The sequence below is a fragment of the Helicobacter pylori genome, from assembly GCF_014498195.1.
Lineage (GTDB): Bacteria > Campylobacterota > Campylobacteria > Campylobacterales > Helicobacteraceae > Helicobacter > Helicobacter pylori_DO.
On sequence record NZ_JACTGH010000005.1, the window covers coordinates 86,586 to 107,532 of the forward strand.

Consider the following 20,947-nt stretch of genomic DNA (forward strand, 5'->3'; position numbering starts at 1 on the left):
TACCCTTTAAAGAAATTCTTTAATTATACACCATTTAAAGCGTGCAAGCATCCACTAAATAAGCGATATGTTGCCAAGAAAATTGGGTTTTTTCACTCAAACCGATTTCGCAAGTGCTAGAAGTGGAAAAGCCCCTTTTAAGATCATAGGATTGGTAAAACGCTTGAAAGCCGTTTAAAGCGCTCTCGTTTAGTTCAGGGGTGAAAAAGCCCTTATTCCCCGCAAAACCGCAACAACCCGTCTCTTTATGGATAACAATCTCGCCTAAAGTGCATTTTTTAGCCAAATTGAATAACAACTCTTCTTTATTTTCTAGCTTTAAAGCGCACATCGTGTATAACCCTATGTCTTCGTTAATGGGGTTGAATTTTAATTTAGGGCTTAAAACTTCTTCAATATAGACGCTCAAATCATAGACTTTCAAATCCTTATAAGCTTTCATTTGCTTGATAAAATGCGTCGAACATGCGCTATGGTCTAAAACGATGGGTATCTCGCCGTTATCGCTTAATTGTAAAAAAATCGCATGGTTTTTTTCATTGTTTTGCTTGGTTAATTCGGTGTAATTGATGAAGGCTTTCCCGCAACAAAGCGCATCCAATCCATTAGGATACACCACAGAAACCTTGGCTTTTTGGCATAGGGATTCAAACACTTCTTGAATGCATCTTTTATCCGCCATTTTGGTTGATGGAGCGAACGAGCGGTTGATGCAAGTGCTGAAATAAATGACTTTTTCTTCGCTCTTAAGCGTTTTATTTTCTAAAGGATAGGCGTTGTTTTTGGGCATGTAATAAAAGGCTTTAGGGAAGGGTTTGATGAACTTTTTAATCCCTTTAGTTAGGCTCACTAAGTTGTGAGGGCCTATGAGATTTTGAACTAAGCGAGCGCTTTTTAAAGAAAAACGAGCCATGCTTGTGGTTGTTTGCATGTGATTAAGGATCTTTGAAGCGATCTTTTCGCCTTTAGGGTTTTTTTGATAATAATTTAAAGCGATGCTCCCGGTATCAATTTCTAAAGGGCATAGGGTAGAACACATATGGCACACTGCGCAAGTGGCGTGCGCTAAATATTCAGACTCTTTTAAAAGCTCATCTAATAAAACCTGATCTTCACCATGACCTTGACTGACCCTTTCTTTTAAGCGCTCTACCTCTCTGTGGATAACGATGCGTTGTCGTGGCGTTAAAGATAAATCTTTACTGGGACAAATCCTTTCACAAAACCCGCATTCCATGCACATGTCCAAATGCTCTTCAATGGGGTAAATGCTCTTTAAATTTTTAGTGTGGATTTCTTTATCGTTTGTGATGATCACATCAGGGTTTAAAAGGCCATTAGGATCAAACAATTCTTTGATTTGTTTGTGGATCTTATAGGCTTTTTCTCCCCACTCCATTTCCACAAAAGGGGCTACCATCCTGCCTGTGCCATGTTCGGCTTTAATAGAGCCAGAGCTTTTGCTCACCATTAAAAACATCTCAGAAACTAAATTTTCAAACGCTTTCCTTTCAGTTTCATTTTCTAAAATCGGCGTAACGACAAAGTGCAAATTCCCGCTTAACGCATGCCCAAAAATAATGCCATTATCCTTAAAACCATGTTTTTTTAAAAGCCCTTCAATCGCTTTTGCCCCTTCTACAAAATCCTCTTTGCTGAAGCACACGTCTTCAATGATCACAGAGCTTTGGCTTTTTCTTTTTGACGCTGCGATAGGGAAAATGCCTTTTCTGATCTTCCACCACGATTGATAAACATTAGGATCACTACTGATTTGAGAATCTAAAACGACCGGTATCGCATTCAAGGCGTTTAAAATCGTTTGCATGTTGTTTTCTAAAATTAAAGGATCATCGCTTTCGCTTTGAATGAGTAAGCATGCGTTAGGCTCTTTGATTTCTAAAATCACTTTAGGCATGCCCTCTAAATTTTTCACGCTTTTTAGGGACGCATAATCCATAAGCTCTGCTGAAGAAATCATTTCAGGTTGTTTGGCTTTTAAAGTGGCTAAAATTTGAGCGGCTTTGGCGCATTGCTCTAAATTTTCATAAAGCAATAACGCGCAAGTTTTGTAAGCGTAGTCTTTCACGCATTCTAATCCCACGCTTGAAATAAAGCCTAAAGTCCCCTCAGAGCCTATGAATAAATGGCTGATGATTTCAATCGGATCTTCAAAATCAATGAGAGCGTTTAAGCTGTAGCCGGTGGTGTTTTTGATCTCGTATTTTTTCTTAATTAGAGCATGCAATTCTTTATCTTTTAATATTTCTTTTCTTAAGTTTAAAACCCCTTCAATCAAATCTTTACGCGCGTTTTTGAAATTCTCAATACTCTCTTGATTAGCCGTGTCTAAAAGAGTGCCATCAGCTAAAATGACTCTTAAGGATTTTAGGGTTTTGTAGCTGTTTTGCTCCACCCCGCAACACATCCCGCTAGCGTTATTAGCGACAATCCCCCCTATCATAGCGGTGTTTATCGTAGCGGGATCTGGGCCTATTTTTTTATGGTAAGGTTTTAATAGAGCGTTCGCATGGCTTCCTATGACTCCGCATGAGAGCTGAATGCTTTGAGCGTTGTCTAAAATTTTAGCGTCTTTGAAAAAATGCGTAGCCATAACCAGCACCCCATCACAGCTCGCCTGCCCTGATAAGGAACTCCCAGCCGCTCTAAAAGTCAATGTAACGCCATGCTTTTTGGCTAAAACACAAAGCTTTTGGACTTCTTCTTCATTTTTCACCCAAGCGACTATTTTAGGGATATAACGATAACATGACGCATCAGTGCCATAAGCCAAACGGCGTAAATAATCCTTAAAGATCCGCTCGTTTAAAAACCCGCTCGCTTCGGTAAAAAAAGCATGATAATTTTCTTCCATGTGTACTCCTTAAACATTCTTATTTATCAAATCATTGTAACATAACCTTAACTTTAAAAATTAAGGATAAACATGCTTGAAGATTATGCGATCAGTTTAGAAGAAGTCAATTTCAATGATTTTATCGTGGTGGATGTGCGCGAATTGGACGAATATGAAGAACTGCATTTGCCTAACGCTACGCTCATTAGCGTCAATGACCAAGAAAAGCTCGCTGATTTTTTATCTAAACACAAAGATCAAAAAGTGTTGCTCCATTGCAGGGCTGGCCGCAGGGCTTTAGATGCGGCTAAAAGCATGCATGAATTAGGCTATACGCCCTATTATTTAGAGGGCAATGTCTATGATTTTGAAAAATACGGCTTTAGAATGGTCTATGATGACACTTCTTTGAGTGGCAAAAAAAACTAGGCATGAGGGAGATTGTATGGGTGCATTCTCAAAGAATCGCCCCTTATAAAACTCTCATCTTAAATGAATTGCACTACTATCCCTTAGAATTGGATTTAACCCCTTTTAACGCCCTGATTTTCACCTCTAAAAATGCGGTGTTTTCCTTGCTAGAAACCCTAAACAACAGCCCCAAACTCAAAATGTTACAAAACATTCCTGCTTACGCTTTGAGCGAACCCACCGCAAAAACTCTACAAGATCACCATTTTAAAATTGCCTTTATAGGGGGAAAAGCCCATGGCAAGGAGTTCGCCAAAGAAATCCTTCCTTTATTGAAAGGAAAAAGCGTTTTGTATCTCAGGGCAAAAGAGATTGCCTCTTCTTTAGATACTATTCTTTTAGAGCGTGGCATTAATCTTCAACAAGCCGTTGTTTATGAAAACAAGCTCAAACATTTGACTTTAAGCGAACAAAACGCCCTAAAACCTAAAGAAAAGAGTATTCTTATTCTTACCGCCATAAGCCACGCAAAAGCCTTTTTACACTATTTTGAATTTTTAGAAAATTATACCGCTATAAGCATTGGCAACACGACCGCTCTTTATTTACAAAAACAAGGCATTCAAAGCTATACCGCTCAAAAGCCTTCCTTAGAAGCGTGTTTAGAACTGGCTTTAAATTTGAGGGTTAAGGAATATTAAAAATATCTTATTATAATGCTCTCTATTGATTTTTAAAGGATGATGCATGAATCTTGTCTTTTTATGGGCCGCTTTAGGGGGGGCTATAGGGAGTTCGTTAAGGTATTTTGTGGGCAAAATGATGCCTAGTAAATTTTTAATGTTTGAAAGTTTCCCTTTAGGGACTTTTAGCGTGAATCTCATAGGGTGTTTTGTCATCGGCTTTATGGGGCATTTGGCTACCAAAAAAGTTTTTGGCGATGATTTTGGGATTTTCTTTGTAACCGGGGTGTTAGGGGGTTTTACGACCTTTTCTTCTTATGGGCTAGACACTTTAAAACTCTTGCAAAAATCCCAATACCTTGAAGCCATTTCTTATGTTTTAGGCACTAACCTTTTAGGGCTTATTGGGGTGGCCATTGGGTGGTTTTTGGCTAAAAATTTTATAGGCGTTAATTAAAAAACGCTTTCTAGCGTTTCATTAACGCTTGATTGAAGCAGAGCCTACAATCACAACAGCCACAAAGCCATTTCATCGGCCATGAAAAAATCGCTCGCTACCAATCGGTTATTTTTAATGAAAGCCTTGTTTTCTTCAATTAAAAGCTTTACTTTATTTTCATCTAACAAGCTAAGCTCAACCCCCAGCTCACACCTCAAGCCTAAAAACAGCTTTTCTAAGCGCTTGTCTTGTTTATTAAGCGTCTCAACTTGGCGTTTTAGGGGGTCTTTAATGTAGTTTTCTATGAGTTTTTTCGCATAAAAGCGCTCATTCGCCACGCAGCCCACAGCCCCAGCCCCACACCCTAAATAATCTTTAGCCCCCCAGTAAGCCAGATTATGTTTGACTTGATAATTTCTAGCGTAATTAGACACTTCGTATTGCTTGAAAGAAAAGCCCTCTAAAACCTCTTTGATCACATTGTCAAAATCCACACTTGAGGGTTTTTTGGCGTTTTTTTCTAAATTCGTGTTTTTTTCAATACTCAAAGCGTAAGCGCTCAAGTGGTTGATAGGGAGTTCTTTAGCGAGTTTCAATTCTTCTTTTAAGGAGGTTTCATTATCTAATGGGGTGTTATAAATCAAATCAATGCTGATATTTTCAATCCCGCTTTTTAAAACAATTTCTATCACGGGGGCGATATTTTTGGAATGCTGGCGCTCTAAAAACAATAACTTATCCTCCCTAAAACTTTGCACCCCTAAACTCAAGCGGTTGATCCCCAAATCTTTTAAGCCTTGACACCAAGCTTTAGAAATCAATTCAGGGTTAGCTTCAGTGGTGATCTCACAATCTAAGCTCAAGCTCGCATGTTGATGAATGCTTTCAAAAATCCTTTCAAAAGCCTTCACGCTTAAAGTGTTGGGCGTGCCGCCGCCAATAAAAATACTTTCAATTGGTTCGTCAGTTTGGCTTAAGGCATGCTTTAAATCCAGGCATAACGCTTGAATGTATTCTTCTTTTAACCCATGCTTGTTTTCATAAGAATTGAAAGCGCAATAACCGCATTTATTTTCACAAAAGGGGATATGAATGTATAAAATCATATTTATTTCTCCCATTTTCATTTCATTTTTTAAGCAAAGCTTAAACTTGTAATTGTATCATTTTAGGATCATTTTGATAAGTAAGGAGACAAACTATGAAAAAGGTTATTGTGGCTTTAGGCGTCTTGGCGTTCGCAAACGCTTTAATGGCAACCGATGTTAAGGCTCTTGTAAAAGGTTGTGCCGCTTGCCATGGGGTTAAGTTTGAAAAGAAAGCTTTAGGTAAAAGCAAAATCGTTAACATGATGAGTGAAGCAGAAATTGAAAAAGATCTTATGGATTTCAAAAGCGGTGCTAACAAGAATCCTGTCATGACCGCGCAAGCTAAAAAATTAAGCGATGAAGACATCAAAGCTTTAGCCAAATACATCCCCACCCTCAAATAAACCCTCTCAGTTTTAATAGCGCTATTTGGGTGCTATTAAAATGAGTTTCAAGCCCTTTTTTCTTAATTTTTGATTTTAATGGCATTCTTAACCCTACTTAAAGCCAGCATACACTATAATACGATCTTAATCACATAAGAAAGAGCTAAAATAAAGACCTATGCTACATAAAAAATATCGTCCTAACGTTGCGGCCATTATCATGTCGCCAGACTACCCTAATACATGCGAAGTTTTTATCGCCGAGCGCATAGACATTGAAGGAGCGTGGCAATTCCCCCAAGGGGGCATTGATGAGGGAGAGACCCCTTTAGAAGCACTTTATAGGGAATTATTAGAAGAAATTGGCACGAATGAAATAGAGATTTTGGCGCAATACCCTAGATGGATCGCTTATGATTTCCCAAGCAATATGGAGCATAAATTCTATTCGTTTGACGGGCAAAAGCAACGCTATTTTTTAGTGCGCCTAAAGCATGCGAACAACATTGATTTGAACAAACACACGCCAGAATTTAGGGCTTATCAATTCATCCATCTTAAGGATTTGCTTAAAAAAATCGTTCCTTTCAAACGCCAAGTGTACCGCCAAGTCATCGCTTATTTCAAAAGAGAGGGGTATTTATAGGGTGTTAATCGTTCAAAAATACGGCGGCACGAGCATGGGCAGCATAGAAAGAATCCACAATGTCGCTCAAAGGGTTTTAGAAAGCGTTAAATTAGGGCATCAAGTCGTGGTGGTGGTTTCTGCGATGAGTGGCGAAACCGACAGGCTTTTAGAATTTGGCAAGAATTTTAGCCATAACCCTAACAAGCGAGAAATGGACAGGATTGTCAGCACGGGAGAATGGATTTCAAGCGCGGCTTTGAGCATGGCGTTAGAGAGGTATGGGCATAGAGCTATTTCCTTGAGCGGGAAAGAAGCGGGCATTTTAACCAGCTCGCATTTTCAAAACGCTGTGATCCAATCCATTGACACTAAACGCATCACAGAGCTTTTAGAAAAAAACTACATTGTGGTGATCGCTGGGTTTCAAGGCGCTGATATTCAAGGCGAAACAACGACTTTAGGGCGTGGAGGGAGCGATTTGAGCGCGGTCGCTTTGGCCGGGGCCTTAAAAGCGCATTTGTGTGAAATCTATACGGATGTGGATGGCGTTTATACCACCGATCCGCGCATTGAAGAAAAGGCTCAAAAAATTGCGCAAATCAGCTATGATGAAATGCTTGAATTGGCTTCTATGGGGGCTAAAGTTTTATTGAACCGCTCGGTAGAATTAGCCAAAAAACTCAGCGTGAAATTAGTGACTCGCAATTCGTTTAATCATAGCGAAGGCACGCTCATTGTGGCTGAAAAAGATTTTAAAGGAGAACGCATGGAAACCCCTATAGTGAGTGGGATCGCATTGGATAAGAATCAGGCTCGTGTGAGCATGGAGGGCGTGGAAGACAGGCCAGGCATTGCCGCTGAAATCTTTGGCACTTTAGCAGAATATCGCATTAACGTGGATATGATAGTCCAAACGATCGGCAGAGACGGCAAAACCGATTTGGATTTTACGATCGTTAAAACCCAAATAGAAGAAACCAAGCAAGCCTTAAAGCCTTTTTTAGCGCAAACGGATTCCATTGATTATGATGAAAATATCGCTAAAGTCTCCATAGTGGGCGTGGGCATGAAGTCGCATTCTGGGGTAGCGAGCGTCGCTTTTAAAGCCCTAGCCAAAGACAATATCAATATCATGATGATTTCCACAAGCGAGATTAAAATTTCGGTTTTGATTGACATTAAATACGCTGAATTAGCGGTTAGAACTTTGCATGCGGTGTATCAATTAGATCAATGAAAAATTTCTACGACTGGATCAAGGAATTTGTGCGCGATCAGGGGGAATTTATCGCCCAACAAAGCGGGTGGTTGGAATTAGAGCGATCAAGTTATGCCAAACTCATCGCGCAAACCATCTCGCATGTGCTTAATGGCGGATCGTTATTAGTGAGCGCGGATTCTTCTAGGTGCTGGTTTTTAAACTACATTCTTTCTAATCTCAACCCTAAAGATTTAAAAGAGCGCCCCTTATTGTCCGTCATTGATTTTAACGCTTCTTCTTTCTACCCCAAAAACGATGCGAATCTCTCTTTAGCCACCATAGAGATGACTTATCAAAACCCCATGTTTTGGCATGTTGGGAAAATTGAAAATGAAGGCTTAAAAACCTTACTATTGAGCAAAATCCCTAGTTTTTTATGGCTTTTTGAAGAGCTTAAAGAAGATTGCTTGCTTTTAAAAGAGCATGATAGTTTGCTAGATTATAAGTTATTGCAACTCTTCAAACTCTTTGAAAACGCGCTTTTTAGTGCGCTATACAATAAGGTTACTTTGTGAAAAATTCCAACCGCCTTATTTATACGGACAATCTTGAAGAGAGCCTAGAAGAGACCGCAAGCCTTTTTGAACACCACATTAAATTCTACACCGAGATCATTGAAAAAGACAAAAAGGTGATCAAAACTTTTAACAAGGATTTTAAAATAGAGCATGCCAAAGAAGTGATTTTCAAAGCTCACTTAAAACACAGCGAACTGAACGCCTTTTTAATCGCCGCGCCCAGCTATGGCGTAGAAGCCCAAAACGCGCTTTTAAAAATCTTAGAAGAACCCCCGAATAATGTTTGTTTTATCATGTTCGCTAAAAGCCCAAACCATGTGTTAGCCACCATTAAATCCCGCCTAATCAAAGAAGACAAACGCCAAAAAATCCCCCTAAAACCTTTAGATTTGGATTTATCCAGGTTGGATTTGAAAGATGTTTATGCGTTTTTGAAAAATTTAGACAAAGAAAATTTTGATTCCAGAGAAAATCAGAGGGAAAGGATTGAAAGCCTGTTAGAGAGTATCAACAGGCATAAGATCCCCTTAAACGAGCAAGAATTGCAAGCCTTTGATTTAGCGATCAAGGCTAACAGCTCTTATTACAAGCTCAGCTATAATCTTTTACCCTTACTTTTAAGCCTTTTATCTAAAAAGAAAACGCCATGATTGTAAAACGCCTTAACCCTGATGCGCTCAAAAACGCTTTACAAAAAATAGGCCCAGAAAAGATCGCGCAAGATCGCATGCACCAAAAAGGCGTCAGCTTTGTTTTTGAAATCCAACACCTGCCCTTAAGTGCAACGCTCATTTTAAAACAAGAGGCCATCAGCGTTGGGGGCGATTTCGCCACGCCAAGAGATTGTATTTTAGCTAAAGAGCCTTTTTATGATGGGGTGTTGGTTGTGAGCGCTAACCAATTAGAACGCCTTATTGTTAAGTGCCACTCCCAACCCTTTGGGCTTAAAAATTTAGTGCAAGAATTAAAAAGCCACCTCAAAGCTAAAAAACCTAACGCCCCGCAGATCATGGCAATCTTGAATCTCACGCCGGATAGCTTCTATGAAAAGAGCCGGTTTGATAGCAAAAAAGCGCTTGAAGAAATCTATCAATTACTAGAAAAGGGTATCAAACTCATTGATATAGGCGCGGCCAGTTCAAGGCCAGAGAGTGAAATCATTGATCCAAAAATAGAGCAAGATCGCTTGAAAGAAGTTTTATTAGAGATCAAATCCCAAAAACTCTACCAATGCGCCCAATTTAGCATAGACACCTACCATGCCACAACCGCCCAAATGGCTTTGGAGCATTATTTTTCTATCCTTAATGACGTGAGCGGTTTTAGTAGCACTGAAATGCTAGAAGTCGCACGAGATTACAAGCCCACTTGCGTTTTAATGCATACTCAAAAAACCCCCAAAGACATGCAAGAAAATGTCTTTTACCACAATCTGTTTGATGAAATGGATCGCTTTTTTAAAGAAAAACTAGAGGTTTTAGAAAAATACGCACTTCAAGATGTTATTTTAGATATTGGGTTTGGCTTCGCTAAATTAAAAGAGCATAATCTAGCCTTAATCAAGCATTTAAGCCATTTTCTTAAATTCAAAAAACCCTTATTGGTGGGAGCGAGTCGTAAAAACACGATCGGGCTTATCACCGGGCGTGAAGTTCAAAACCGGCTCGCTGGCACTTTGAGTTTGCATTTAATGGCGCTGCAAAATGGAGCGAGTATTTTAAGAGTGCATGACATTGATGAGCATATCGATCTCATCAAGGTGTTTAAGAGTCTAGAAGAAACGGATTAAAAAAAGCGCCTCAACCCTAACCCCATTTTAAAGGGTAACATCCATAGACGAAGGGTTGTTGTAAGCGTTTTGGTAGCGTTGCAAAAAAGCGTTATGGTTGGTAGCGTTAAAGGTTTGTAAGGCTTTTTTGTGCAAGCCATTCACCGGTTGTTTGGGGGCGTTTTCCACTTCTTTAGAGAATTTCCCGTTATAAAAATCTGTCAAACTATAGAGCGACTGAGCGGCAAGGCGTTTTTGGCTCTCATCCATTCCAGCCGTAGCCCTTAAAAAAGCCTCATATTCTCTATCGCTCATCAATTCTAACACCAAAAAGCCGTAAGTCTCTCGCTTGTCAGGGTTAAAGGGGAGGTTTTCTGTTGGAGCGTCCTTTTTTTCTCGCTCTATTTTTTCTGTGTTTTCAACAGGAGCCAGGTCTTCTTTAGGAGCGCTTTTAGCGTTTAAAAGCCCATAGAGGTTAGAATCAAATTGATTGATAGAAGAAACAGCCATGCGAATTTCCTAAAATTGAATTTTGCAGATAAAAAGCAAAATCCATTCCCTAATGAGACTAAAAAATTTAAAAAGCTTAAAAGTTTTTCTAATGGTGGCATTCAAACCCTTTAAAAAGGGTCTAGGAGTTTATTTTCAAAAAGGATTCGTGTTTTTTTGTGTTTTCATATTTCTATAAGGAGCTTAAAATGGATAAACAAAAGGTAAAACTCCTAGAGCATTGTTATACCATGATTTTATCAATCAATGCAACTTTTATGCGTTTAGAGCTTAAAAACTTTAATCCTTAATTAGAGATTTTAGGTTAAACTACCCTAAAAATCTTTATTGATGGGTAAAAGGCATGCGTAATACCATTTTATTTGGCGTTTCAATGATACTTTTGGCGAATTTATGCTTTGGGATCATGAGCGCGTTTGTTAAAATCACAGCGGATTATTTTTCCCCTATGGAAAATGTGTTTTACCGCTCCATTACCATGACGCTTTTACTCTTACTTATTTACCCTTTCAAACCCTACCGCTTGAAGAGTTACAAACAAGGCGGTTTTAAAAAGCTTGCCTTTAGGGTCGTTGTGGGGGGCTTAGCCATGTTAGCGTTTTTTTATAATATTGAAAAAATTTCGCTCGCCACAGCGACGGCTTTCTCGCAATGCGCGCCCATTTATACGGTGCTCCTTTCCCCTTTGCTTTTGAAAGAAAAGCTCAAAAGAAGCGCGTTAATTTCCGCATGCATCGGGCTAGTGGGGGTGGTGTTGATTTCAGATCCTAGCGTGGAAAATGTAGGACTAGTTGAAATCATTATGGGAATATTGAGCGGGATCTTTGTGTCTTTAGCGTATATCACTTTAAGGGATTTGAGGGAATATTACGACAAGCAGGCCGTGATTTTAGCGTTCGCCTTTGGCATGAGCCTTCTTGGATTAATAGGCATGTTTATTGATATTCCTTTTTTATCCACAGGCATTCATATCCCTAGAAAAGAGGATATTTTATGGATTTCTTTAATAGGGATTAGCGGGACTTTAGGGCAGTATTTCTTAACTTATGCTTACATGAACGCTCCTGCTGGGATCATCGCCCCCATTGAATACACCCGCATTGTTTGGGGGCTATTGTTTGGGCTGTATTTAGGCGATACATTTTTGGATCTTAAAAGCTCTTTAGGGGTGGCTTTGATCTTATGTTCAGGCTTACTCATTGCCTTACCCGCTCTTTTAAAAGAATTAAAAAAAATTTAAGCCATGCAACTAAGCCCCTTACAAAGCGCTCTGTTATATTTCCGCTACTTTATTTATCCGGAAAAAAAAACAAGGAGCTTTGATTTAAGCGATTTAATTTTTATCATCATGGCTTTTTTAGTCCTAGCTTTGGGGCTGTTGATGAGCGAAGAAATTTCTATCAGTTACAATGAAGCGAAAGACTTTTTTTATAGTAGCACATGGTTTGTTCAAATCGCTCAAAAAAGCACTGAAATTTTAGGCCAAAACGATTTGGCTTTGAGATTGCCTTTTTTGATCGCTCATATCATTAACATGTTTTTATTTTATTTGATAGGGCGAAAGATCTTAAAAAAGCCTAAAGACGCCCTTTATGTGGTATTGACTTACGCTTTATTGCCTGGGGTGAATCTCTTTGCGATTTTACTGGCTAAAAGCGTGCTGGTGTTAAGCCTTGGGCTTTTGGTTAGCTATTTGTATATCAAAACCCAAAAAATCCCTTATTTAACCCTTAGCGCTTGCGCGTTTTTAGACGGCACATTCATCCCGCTTCTACTAGGGGTTTTTACCTACGCTTTAAGGAAACGCTATTTTAAAAGCGCGATCTTTATTTTGGTGGGTTTAATTGTGAATACCGCTCTTTTTAGTGGGAGTTTCAATAAAGGCTTGCCTAGCGGGTATTTTATAGACACATGCTTAGAACTCATGCTCTTATACTCGCCCTTATTGTTTCTCTACTACCCTTATACGCTCTATAAAGCCCTTTTTGATAAAAAGCCATCGTTACTAGCCTTTATGAGCGCGAGCGGTTGGCTTTTCCCTTTGCTTTTGAGCATGCGCCAAGAGATAGATTTAAAAACTTTCGCCCCCTTATCGTTAATCGGTTTGCCTTTGTTTGTTAAAAGCGTTTTGAATAGCCTTAGGGTGCGTTTAAAGGAATTTAGGGGGCAGTATTATTTGCGCGTTTTTAGTTTGTATCTTTTAATGCTCACTGAAACGCTTTTTTTATGGGGGAGTAAAATTTCTGGCACTAATGAAAAATTATTAAACCGGCATTTCTTAGCCAAAGAAGTCGCTACAGCCTTGCAATTAAGGGGTATCCATCAAATCCGCACTAACGATAAACAACTCGCTTTAAGGCTCCAATTCTATGGCATTAAAGAGGGGGGGAGGTTAAGACTGATCAACACTAATATTTCTAAAAAACGCCCTGATATTACAATCATCTACGCTGATAAAATTCTACAATCCTATAGTTTGGTGCGCCATTAAATTAATTCTTTAAAAAGCGTTTTATCTAAAAAACGATAAAATACACTCTAAAAATAAATAAAATACGCGAGAAAAATCATGAGACTCAAACTAACCCATATCACCCATATAAGCCATAAGATTGCTAACGACTTTATCCATTCAAAACTATTAGAATTAAAAGCCCCTAGGGAATTATTGTGCGAATTGATAGAAGGGATTTTAGAAAAAAGCGTTAAAAAAGAAAACGCCATTGATGAGCAAGCCAGAGAGCTTTTAGAAGAAAACACCGATGAGATAGAATTCATGCGGATGGATGAAAGGCAGCTTTTTTGGATGATTAAAAGACAGATCGCTCAAAAAGAGGGCTTTCATTTGTTTTGGGAAGAAAGGTGCAGCGATTTATCGCACCAGATTTTGAATAAAATCTTAGACGAAGATTTGATCATGTTTAGCGTGTCTGAAAATTTGATAAGAAATTTGATTTACAAATCCATTGACACCTATTCTAAAGCGTATGAAAGCATTGAAAATGAAGTGCATGAAAAAATCAAGCATTACAAACGCAAATTACCCGTAGGGAGCGATGAATACGAGTTGGTGTTTGAAAGGCTCTATGAAGAAGAATTAAGGCGTAAAGGCTTTTTATAATGGTCTCTCTCTATTTAGAAAACGGGCTTTTTTTGCAAGCGCAAAGTTTTGGGGCTAGCGGCACGCAAGCGGGCGAGCTTGTTTTTAACACTTCTATGAGCGGCTATCAAGAAGTCATTAGCGATCCTAGCTATAAGGGGCAATTTGTGGTTTTTAGCATGCCTGAAATTGGGGTTGTGGGCGCTAATTCTAAAGATGATGAATCCTTTTTTTCATGCACAGGGGTTTTAGCGCGCCATTACAACGAATTTTTTTCTAATTCAAGGGCGGATTCTAGCTTGAGCCTTTATTTGAAAGAGCGTGGCGTTTTAGGGATTAGTGGCGTTGATACCAGGAGTTTGATTAAAACCTTACGCCATCATGGGTGCTTGATGATGGTGGCTTCCACGATCGAGCATGACAAAAACAAGCTTGAAGAAATTTTAAAAAACGCCCCTAGAATCTCTCACTCCCCCTTAGTGTCTAGCGTTTCCACGCCAAAAATAATCACGCACCAACGCGCTACTTTTGATTTCAAAACCCTAGATTACAAGCCTTTTGATGAAAAAACCTCTCATAAAATTATCGCTGTTTTGGATTTTGGGGCTAAAGGCAATATTTTAAACGAGCTTCAAAATGTGGGGTTAAAAGCCCTTATTTACCCGCACCACACTAAAGCTAGCGAGCTGATTAAGGCCTATGAAAAAAAAGAAATTAGCGGGATTTTCCTCTCTAACGGGCCTGGCGATCCTTTAAGCTTGCAGCAAGAAATTGGAGAAATCAAGCAACTCATTGACGCTAAAATCCCCATGTTTGGCATTTGCTTAGGGCATCAATTGCTCTCTATCGCGCAAGGCTACCCTACTTACAAACTCAAATTTGGCCATCATGGGAGCAACCACCCCGTTAAAAACCTAAAAACAAACGCCGTTGAAATCACCGCACAAAACCACAACTATTGCGTCCCTGAAGAAATTGAAGAAATTGCTATCATCACGCACCGCAATCTTTTTGACAACACCATTGAGGGCGTGCGCTATAAAAACGCTCCCATTATTTCTGTCCAACACCACCCAGAAAGCAGCCCCGGCCCCAAAGAGAGCCACTATATTTTTAAGGAATTTGTGGGATTGTTAAAGGGTTTTTAGGGGTTTTTAAAACAACACCCATAGAGGTTGAAAAGCGCTTTAAAAATAGATTTAAATCTTTTTATCAAAAAATCTCACATTTACTCTAAATTAGTTCTCTTGCAATAGCATTCTCTTGCAATAATTATTATTGTTATTGCGACAAAACTTTTTAGAAGGAGTTATTATGGGAAGTATCGGTAGTATGGGCAAACCTATTGAAGGGTTTTTAGTGGCAGCCATTCAGTTTCCTGTGCCAATTGTCAATAGCCGTAAGGATATTGATCACAATATTGAAAGCATTATTAGAACCTTGCATGCGACTAAAGCGGGGTATCCAGGAGTGGAGCTTATCATTTTCCCTGAGTATAGCACGCAAGGTTTGAATACCGCTAAGTGGCTTAGCGAAGAGTTTTTATTAGACGTCCCGGGTAAAGAGACGGAAGCTTACGCTCAAGCGTGTAAAGAGGCGAAAGTTTATGGTGTTTTTTCAATCATGGAACGCAATCCTGATTCTAACAAAAACCCCTACAACACCGCTATTATCATTGATCCGCAAGGTAAAATCATTTTAAAATACCGCAAGCTATTCCCATGGAATCCCATTGAGCCATGGTATCCTGGGGATTTAGGAATGCCTGTGTGCGAGGGGCCGGGCGGATCAAAATTAGCCGTGTGCATTTGCCATGACGGCATGATTCCAGAGCTCGCTAGAGAAGCGGCTTATAAAGGGTGCAATGTGTATATCCGCATTTCAGGCTATAGCACTCAAGTCAATGATCAATGGATTTTGACTAACCGCTCCAACGCGTGGCACAATTTGATGTATACCGTGAGCGTGAATTTAGCCGGCTATGACAATGTCTTTTACTACTTTGGCGAGGGGCAAATCTGTAACTTTGACGGCACGACTCTCGTTCAAGGGCACCGCAACCCTTGGGAGATTGTAACCGGGGAAATCTATCCTAAAATGGCAGACAACGCCCGCTTAAGCTGGGGCTTAGAAAACAACATTTACAACCTAGGCCATAGAGGGTATGTGGCTAAACCGGGCGGAGAACATGACGCAGGCTTAACCTACATCAAAGACTTAGCGGCCGGTAAATACAAATTGCCTTGGGAAGATCACATGAAAATCAAAGACGGCTCTATTTATGGCTACCCTACCACCGGTGGGCGTTTTGGGAAATAATCTCTAACCTTGTATTTTTGCTAGAACCTGCTTTAAAAGGTTCTAGTTTCTCCCCTATTTTAATTTTTTCAATCAATTTTTACGAATAGTCTTCTATCACAGAGCATGTAAGAAAACCCATAATAAGCGTAAGCCCCCATAAAGCGATATAACCTATGCAAAACCATGTTATTTTTGATAAAGACCAACCATCTCATCGTGGCTGATAGAGCACTAAAATCCATAATAATGCCATAGCCCAAATAGATCATTCCCGCTAAACATGCCAATTTATGAGCATGGTAGTAAGCGCTAATCCCAAAACCACCACCAAGATTGACAAAAGAATACGAGACCAAGACCCCATGACAACTCCTTAAACATCAAATGTTGTATTATATCGTTTTTTTTTTTTTTGTTTGTCAAGGGGGTTTATCAGTCAGTGGATAGTGTTTTAATGTTTATAAAACAATAGCGTTTATAACGATGCAATTTCAGCCCCTAATTTTAGCGCCCCTAACAAGCCTTCCACATTCAGCCCCAACCCCACGCTCAAATTCTCGCTTGAGCTTTTAATATAAGGCTTATGAAAGTCCTCTAACCGCACACAGCCCGCGCTTTCTTGCCACAAACCACTCTCTAAATATTTTTCTATTTCGCTGAAATCAAACGCCTTTAAACGCGCTCTAAAAACCGATAGATCCAGCCATTCTAGTTTGGGAGAAATCAATGCAGAGCAGGTTAAAACCTCTATTTCATTACCATTTTGGCGTTTTAAAAATTCAAGGGCTTCTCGCTTGTTTTTAGCTTTTCGTTGCATGCGGTTATCCACGCTCACCACGCTATCAGCCACCACGATAGCGCAATGGTTTGTGAGCAACTCTTTAGCTTTTTTTAATTTCCCCTTGCACGCCCAATAAACAAACTCCCTAGGGTCTGTGGTTTTTAGGCTTTCTTCATCAAAATAGAGCGCTTTTTGTTCAAACTTAATCCCATGCTCTTTTAAAAGATTCGCCCTAGCGCTGGATTGAGAGCCTAAAATAAGCTCCATGCTATCCCTCTAAAGCTTTAAGAGCGGTATTTTTCGCTAAATTGAGCGCCGCTTGCAAATTTTCAATATCCTTGCCCCCAGCGCTCGCAAAATCATCTCTTCCGCCCCCTTTGCCTCCTAAAATTTGCGCCACTTCATTAGCCCATGCGTTCGCTTTTATGGGCGCGTTTTTCACCCCGCATGCGAGAGTGATTCGCTCGTTTTCTTTTTTAAACACCATAGCGAGCAATCTTTCATGCTTACTTTTCAATCGGTCAATCATTTCTTTAATGTCGCCTTGTTCCACTATGCCCACCACCAAATTCACGCCATGGATTTTTTCAACCGGTAAATCCATAGAAACGGGGGCTTTTTGGCTGTTTTTCACGCTCTCTTTAAGCTTGTTGATGCCGGCTATGACATCGCTATTTTTCAATAAAGTCTTAGCGTTTTTAAGCTCTTTATTTTCTTCTTTAGCCAGTTGGTAAAAGGCTTTCCCGCACACCGCTTCAATGCGTCTGACCCCACTACTCACCCCGCTTTCTTTTACAATCCTAAACCCCCCAATCAGCCCGGTATTTTCCACATGAATGCCCCCACACAATTCAATGGACACTTCTTTAAAGCTCACCACCCGCACATTTTCAGCGTATTTTTCACTGAATAACGCTAACGCTCCCTTATCTTTGGCTTGGTTTAAGGGCATATGCTCCACTTGGCTTGTCAAATGTTTAAAAATTTGAGCATTAACCAAATCTTCTACTTTTTCTAGCTCTTCATCATTGAGCGCTTTAGCATGCGAGAAATCAAAGCGCAATCGTTTGGATTCCACTAAACTCCCCGCTTGACTCACATGCGAGCCTAAAACCTCTCTTAAAGCGCTCTGCAATAAATGCGTCGCGCTATGGTGTTTGGCGATTTCTAATCGTTCATCGCTCACTTGCGCGATCACTTGATCGCCTTTTTTTAGCGCTTTTTTGATTTCAAGAAGCGAAAAATTAAGCCCAAAAAAGTTTTTTGTGTCTGACACTATAGCCGCTTCTTCATTGTCTTTAAAAAGCGTGCCCCTATCGCCTATAGCCCCCCCACCTTCTGCATAAAAAGGGGTTTTTTCTAGCAATACCCAGACTTCTTGGTTAGGATTTGCCTCCGTTATTTCTTTAAAACCGCTATCAAAAAACCCTAAAACTTTAGTAGGACATTCTGTCGTTTCATACCCCACAAATTCATTAGGTGCATAAGCGTTTAAAATAGCGCTAAAATCAGCGTTGTTTTGCTTGCCTTTCCATGAAGCTTTAGAGCGTTTCACTTGCTCTTGCATGCAATTTTCAAAGCCTTGCATATCCACACACGCCCCATGACTTCTTAGCATGTCATTCGTTAAATCCAAAGGGAAACCAAAAGTGTCATAAAGCTTGAAAGCGATCTTGCCATCAAAGATTTTATTTTCATTCAAATGCTTTAAAGACAAGTTAAACAATTCCATGCCCGATTCCAAAGTTTCTAAAAAGCGCTCTTCTTCTTCAAAGCATTCTTTCATCACCATTTCTTTAGATTCTTTCAAATACGCATGCGTGTTAGAAAATTGCTCGCACACCACGCCCACGACTTTGTATAAAAACGCTTCTTTCAAGCCCATTAAATACCCATGCCTTAAGGCTCGCCTTAAAATACGCCTTAAAACATAGCCACGGCCTTCTTTATTGAAATGCACCCCTTGAGCGAGCAAAAACGCTACCGCCCTTGCATGATCGGCCACTACCCTAAAGCTTGGTTTAAATTCGCTCGCATAATCCAAACCTGTAAGCTCGCTGATTTCTGCCATTAAAGGCGCAAATAACGAAGAATCAAAATTATTGAGCTTATGTTCTAATAGCGCTTGCACCCTTTCTAATCCCATGCCTGTATCAATGCTAGGCTTTGGCAAGGGGGATAAAACGCCATTACTAGAGCGTTCGTATTGCATGAACACCAGATTCCAAATTTCTAAAAACCTATCGCCCTCGCCCCCAAAATAATCCTCACTCCCCTTAAAGTGTTTTTCGCCTTGATCAATGTAGATTTCACTGCAAGGCCCGCAAGGCCCGCTATCGCCCATTTGCCAGAAATTATCTTTATCGCCCATTTTTTTAATCTTATCAACAGGCACAAACTTTTCCCATAATTTAACGGCTTCATCGTCTTTTTCATGCACGCTGATGTATAAATCTTTAGGCTTAAACCCTAAATTCTTGGTTACAAATTCCCACGCAAACAAGATCGCTTCTTCTTTGAAATAATCCCCAAAAGAGAAATTCCCTAGCATTTCAAAAAGCGTGTGGTGCCTTGCGGTATAACCGACATTTTCTAAATCGTTATGCTTGCCGCCTGCGCGCATGCACAATTGCGAGCTTGTCGCTCTAGGGATGCTAGGGCGCGGCACAATCCCAGTAAAAATATCTTTAAATTGCACCATGCCGGCATTGGTAAAAAGCAAGGTGGCGTCATTAGGCACTAAAGGCATGCTGGGATAAATCTCATGCCCCTTATTTTGAAAAAATTGTAAAAATTCGTTGCGAATATCCATGGGTATTCCTTTTTGTTGTTTATCGCGCATTTTAAGGCTATTTTATAGCTCTTTTAAGTTGTTTTTTTAAAAAGATAGTTTATTATACTTTAAACATCCAAAATAAAGGAGAAAACCATGTTCCATGAATTTAGAGACGAAATCAGCGTGTTAAAAGCGAATAATCCGCATTTTGATAAGATTTTTGAGAAACACAACCAGCTTGATGATGACATCAAAACCGCTGAGCAACAAAACGCTAGCGACGCTGAAATCAGCCACATGAAAAAACAAAAATTAAAATTAAAAGATGAAATCCACGGCATGATCATAGAGTATAGAGAAAAGCAAAAATCCGATCATGTTTAAGATTTAATCATCTTTGTCAAAACACGCTAAAACGCTTTTTAAAAAGGGTGTTTTGGCTTGTCGCTTGGTTAGACTTATTAGTTAGACTTGATGCCTTGATTTTAGGTTGAAGCGTTAAGTTGCTTTCAGCTTTATTTTCACCATAAGCTTTATTAATATTTTAATGTTCTTTACATTTTTAAAAAATGGGTTTTTGTTTTATCGTTTTAGATCTCATTTTGTTGTAAAAATCATTTTATTAAAGTTTCGTTTTATTTTCTTAAAGAGATAGGAAGCATTTGAAATCATTCTCTCCTTTTTATCCCACTAAATCCCCCTATAAAAGAAGCGCTTTTTTAAGAGATTACCGCTTGAATTAACGCCAAGTTTCCCACTAACTAATCACTAAAAACGCTAAAAAGGATTTTTCATCAAACCACCCACAAAAATAAAAACTCAAAGATTAAAAAGCGAAAGCAGTGGGGATCAGCAAAAAGAAAGATCAAACCCCCCAAAAAAGAGGGTTCAAAAAAAAGAGAAGCTTTAAAAGAAAAGCTTTAAAAAAGAAAGGCCTTAAAGAAACCCCTTAAAAAGGGAGTTTCATAAAAGATTAGTAAGCGAAAACATAATTCAAATACACGCTATAAAGCCTTCTGTATTTGAGTTCAGCCCCCATAAAGGAATAGTAGTTCGTGTTAATGGTAGGGATTTTAAGCCCTAGTTCAATGCCATGCTGAGCCGCATGATCGCTGCCTTTTTTCTTAGACCTGGCTAAATTCATCCTCACTCCCATGTTGAATAAGAATTGGAAATTCGCCACATTCATTTTAGCGTTATAGACATTATTCACGGTGGCTAAATTCACATACTCAGAATTGAGCCATGAAGTGCCCGCTAACGCAATCCCTCCAAAAAGCCCCACAGAAAGCTTGTTGTTCTTGCCTAAGAAATTGGTGGCTTTATCGTTGATGAAGTTATAGAGAGCGTCCGCTCCAAAACCATAAGTCCATACGTCAGAAGCCGAGTTGAAGAAGCTGGATTTAATAAACGCATGGTTGTAATCAAAGAAGCCGTAAT

General features: G+C 39.6%; 21 protein-coding genes and 2 pseudogenes. 16 read left to right on the forward strand and 7 right to left on the reverse strand.

All coding sequences use genetic code 11. The features are described 5' to 3' along the window. Positions 1 to 34: 34 nt before the first annotated feature. Entirely contained in the window at positions 35 to 2,875 is a 2,841-nt protein-coding gene (locus H7N67_RS03600) for an FAD-binding and (Fe-S)-binding domain-containing protein (protein WP_187939080.1), read from the reverse strand. Positions 2,876 to 2,947: 72 nt separating this feature from the next. On the opposite strand from H7N67_RS03600, the gene H7N67_RS03605 reads away from it, so the two are divergent. From H7N67_RS03605 to crcB, 3 genes are read left to right on the forward strand one after another with little or no spacing between them, the layout of a single operon-like run. Beyond that, positions 2,948 to 3,286 (forward strand): rhodanese-like domain-containing protein, encoded by a 339-nt coding sequence (locus H7N67_RS03605; RefSeq protein ID WP_000888817.1) that lies wholly within the window; start codon positions 2,948 to 2,950, stop codon positions 3,284 to 3,286. Positions 3,287 to 3,288: 2 nt separating this feature from the next. Then, positions 3,289 to 3,969 carry a uroporphyrinogen-III synthase gene (locus tag H7N67_RS03610; RefSeq protein ID WP_187939081.1) on the forward strand — a complete coding sequence of 227 codons (681 nt, stop codon included), beginning with the start codon at positions 3,289 to 3,291 and terminating at the stop codon, positions 3,967 to 3,969. Positions 3,970 to 4,015: 46 nt separating this feature from the next. Continuing rightward, positions 4,016 to 4,408, forward strand: coding sequence for a fluoride efflux transporter CrcB (gene crcB / locus H7N67_RS03615; RefSeq protein ID WP_001054949.1), 393 nt, complete (start codon positions 4,016 to 4,018; stop codon positions 4,406 to 4,408). A gap of 50 nt (positions 4,409 to 4,458) precedes the next feature. Here crcB and hemW read toward each other — a convergent pair whose 3' ends face one another. Further along, complete coding sequence (gene hemW, locus H7N67_RS03620; protein WP_187939082.1) at positions 4,459 to 5,496, reverse strand: radical SAM family heme chaperone HemW; 1,038 nt, start codon at positions 5,494 to 5,496, stop codon at positions 4,459 to 4,461. Positions 5,497 to 5,591: 95 nt separating this feature from the next. On the opposite strand from hemW, the gene H7N67_RS03625 reads away from it, so the two are divergent. From H7N67_RS03625 to folP, 6 genes are all read left to right on the forward strand, one after another. Beyond that, positions 5,592 to 5,882, forward strand: a complete 291-nt coding sequence (locus tag H7N67_RS03625; RefSeq protein WP_000756025.1) for a c-type cytochrome — start codon at positions 5,592 to 5,594, stop codon at positions 5,880 to 5,882. Between the two features lie 160 nt (positions 5,883 to 6,042). Further along, positions 6,043 to 6,510 carry an RNA pyrophosphohydrolase gene (locus tag H7N67_RS03630; protein ID WP_000902594.1) on the forward strand — a complete coding sequence of 156 codons (468 nt, stop codon included), beginning with the start codon at positions 6,043 to 6,045 and terminating at the stop codon, positions 6,508 to 6,510. Between the two features lies 1 nt (position 6,511). Next, positions 6,512 to 7,729, forward strand: coding sequence for an aspartate kinase (locus H7N67_RS03635; RefSeq protein WP_187939083.1), 1,218 nt, complete (start codon positions 6,512 to 6,514; stop codon positions 7,727 to 7,729). Then, complete coding sequence (locus H7N67_RS03640; RefSeq protein WP_001968467.1) at positions 7,726 to 8,268, forward strand: HobA family DNA replication regulator; 543 nt, start codon at positions 7,726 to 7,728, stop codon at positions 8,266 to 8,268. The genes H7N67_RS03635 and H7N67_RS03640 overlap by 4 nt, the downstream gene beginning before the upstream one ends. Further along, positions 8,265 to 8,921 carry a DNA polymerase III subunit delta' gene (locus H7N67_RS03645; RefSeq protein ID WP_187939084.1) on the forward strand — a complete coding sequence of 219 codons (657 nt, stop codon included), beginning with the start codon at positions 8,265 to 8,267 and terminating at the stop codon, positions 8,919 to 8,921. The genes H7N67_RS03640 and H7N67_RS03645 overlap by 4 nt, the downstream gene beginning before the upstream one ends. Next, entirely contained in the window at positions 8,918 to 10,060 is a 1,143-nt protein-coding gene (gene folP, locus H7N67_RS03650; RefSeq protein ID WP_187939085.1) for a dihydropteroate synthase, read from the forward strand. The genes H7N67_RS03645 and folP overlap by 4 nt, the downstream gene beginning before the upstream one ends. 27 nt (positions 10,061 to 10,087) lie before the next feature. Here folP and H7N67_RS03655 read toward each other — a convergent pair whose 3' ends face one another. Beyond that, the gene (locus H7N67_RS03655; protein WP_039084008.1) at positions 10,088 to 10,549 is read right to left on the reverse strand and encodes a hypothetical protein; all 462 of its coding nucleotides are present in this window, start codon (positions 10,547 to 10,549) and stop codon (positions 10,088 to 10,090) included. A gap of 91 nt (positions 10,550 to 10,640) precedes the next feature. Here H7N67_RS03655 and H7N67_RS08135 point away from each other — a divergent pair. From H7N67_RS08135 to H7N67_RS03680, 6 genes and pseudogenes are all read left to right on the forward strand, one after another. Further along, positions 10,641 to 10,839: pseudogene (locus tag H7N67_RS08135) on the forward strand (hypothetical protein). A 53-nt stretch (positions 10,840 to 10,892) separates the two neighbouring features. Continuing rightward, positions 10,893 to 11,789, forward strand: a complete 897-nt coding sequence (locus H7N67_RS03660; protein ID WP_187939086.1) for a DMT family transporter — start codon at positions 10,893 to 10,895, stop codon at positions 11,787 to 11,789. A 3-nt stretch (positions 11,790 to 11,792) separates the two neighbouring features. Next, complete coding sequence (locus H7N67_RS03665; protein WP_187939087.1) at positions 11,793 to 13,040, forward strand: glycosyltransferase family protein; 1,248 nt, start codon at positions 11,793 to 11,795, stop codon at positions 13,038 to 13,040. 78 nt (positions 13,041 to 13,118) lie between these two features. Then, entirely contained in the window at positions 13,119 to 13,670 is a 552-nt protein-coding gene (locus H7N67_RS03670) for a DUF507 family protein (RefSeq protein ID WP_001237439.1), read from the forward strand. Then, positions 13,670 to 14,797: a glutamine-hydrolyzing carbamoyl-phosphate synthase small subunit gene (carA, locus tag H7N67_RS03675; RefSeq protein ID WP_187939088.1), complete on the forward strand. Its 1,128-nt coding sequence runs from the start codon at positions 13,670 to 13,672 to the stop codon at positions 14,795 to 14,797. Before H7N67_RS03670 ends, carA begins: the two co-directional genes overlap by 1 nt. Positions 14,798 to 14,963: 166 nt before the next feature. Continuing rightward, complete coding sequence (locus H7N67_RS03680; RefSeq protein WP_000534759.1) at positions 14,964 to 15,968, forward strand: formamidase; 1,005 nt, start codon at positions 14,964 to 14,966, stop codon at positions 15,966 to 15,968. A gap of 79 nt (positions 15,969 to 16,047) precedes the next feature. On the opposite strand, the pseudogene H7N67_RS03685 reads toward H7N67_RS03680, so the two are convergent. The 3 genes and pseudogenes from H7N67_RS03685 to alaS form a co-directional block, all read right to left on the reverse strand. Further along, positions 16,048 to 16,306 (reverse strand): annotated as a pseudogene (locus tag H7N67_RS03685) (hypothetical protein). Positions 16,307 to 16,425: 119 nt separating this feature from the next. Further along, positions 16,426 to 16,998 (reverse strand): septum formation inhibitor Maf, encoded by a 573-nt coding sequence (maf, locus tag H7N67_RS03690; protein WP_187939089.1) that lies wholly within the window; start codon positions 16,996 to 16,998, stop codon positions 16,426 to 16,428. A gap of 1 nt (position 16,999) precedes the next feature. Next, positions 17,000 to 19,543, reverse strand: coding sequence for an alanine--tRNA ligase (gene alaS / locus H7N67_RS03695; protein ID WP_187939090.1), 2,544 nt, complete (start codon positions 19,541 to 19,543; stop codon positions 17,000 to 17,002). Between the two features lie 117 nt (positions 19,544 to 19,660). Between alaS and H7N67_RS03700 the strand changes: the two genes are divergently transcribed. Further along, positions 19,661 to 19,891 carry a YdcH family protein gene (locus tag H7N67_RS03700; RefSeq protein ID WP_000468320.1) on the forward strand — a complete coding sequence of 77 codons (231 nt, stop codon included), beginning with the start codon at positions 19,661 to 19,663 and terminating at the stop codon, positions 19,889 to 19,891. Positions 19,892 to 20,480: 589 nt separating this feature from the next. On the opposite strand, the gene H7N67_RS03705 is transcribed toward H7N67_RS03700, so the two are convergent. Continuing rightward, positions 20,481 to 20,947 (reverse strand): outer membrane protein (locus H7N67_RS03705; RefSeq protein ID WP_164866400.1); only part of this gene is annotated, 467 nt, incomplete at its 5' end.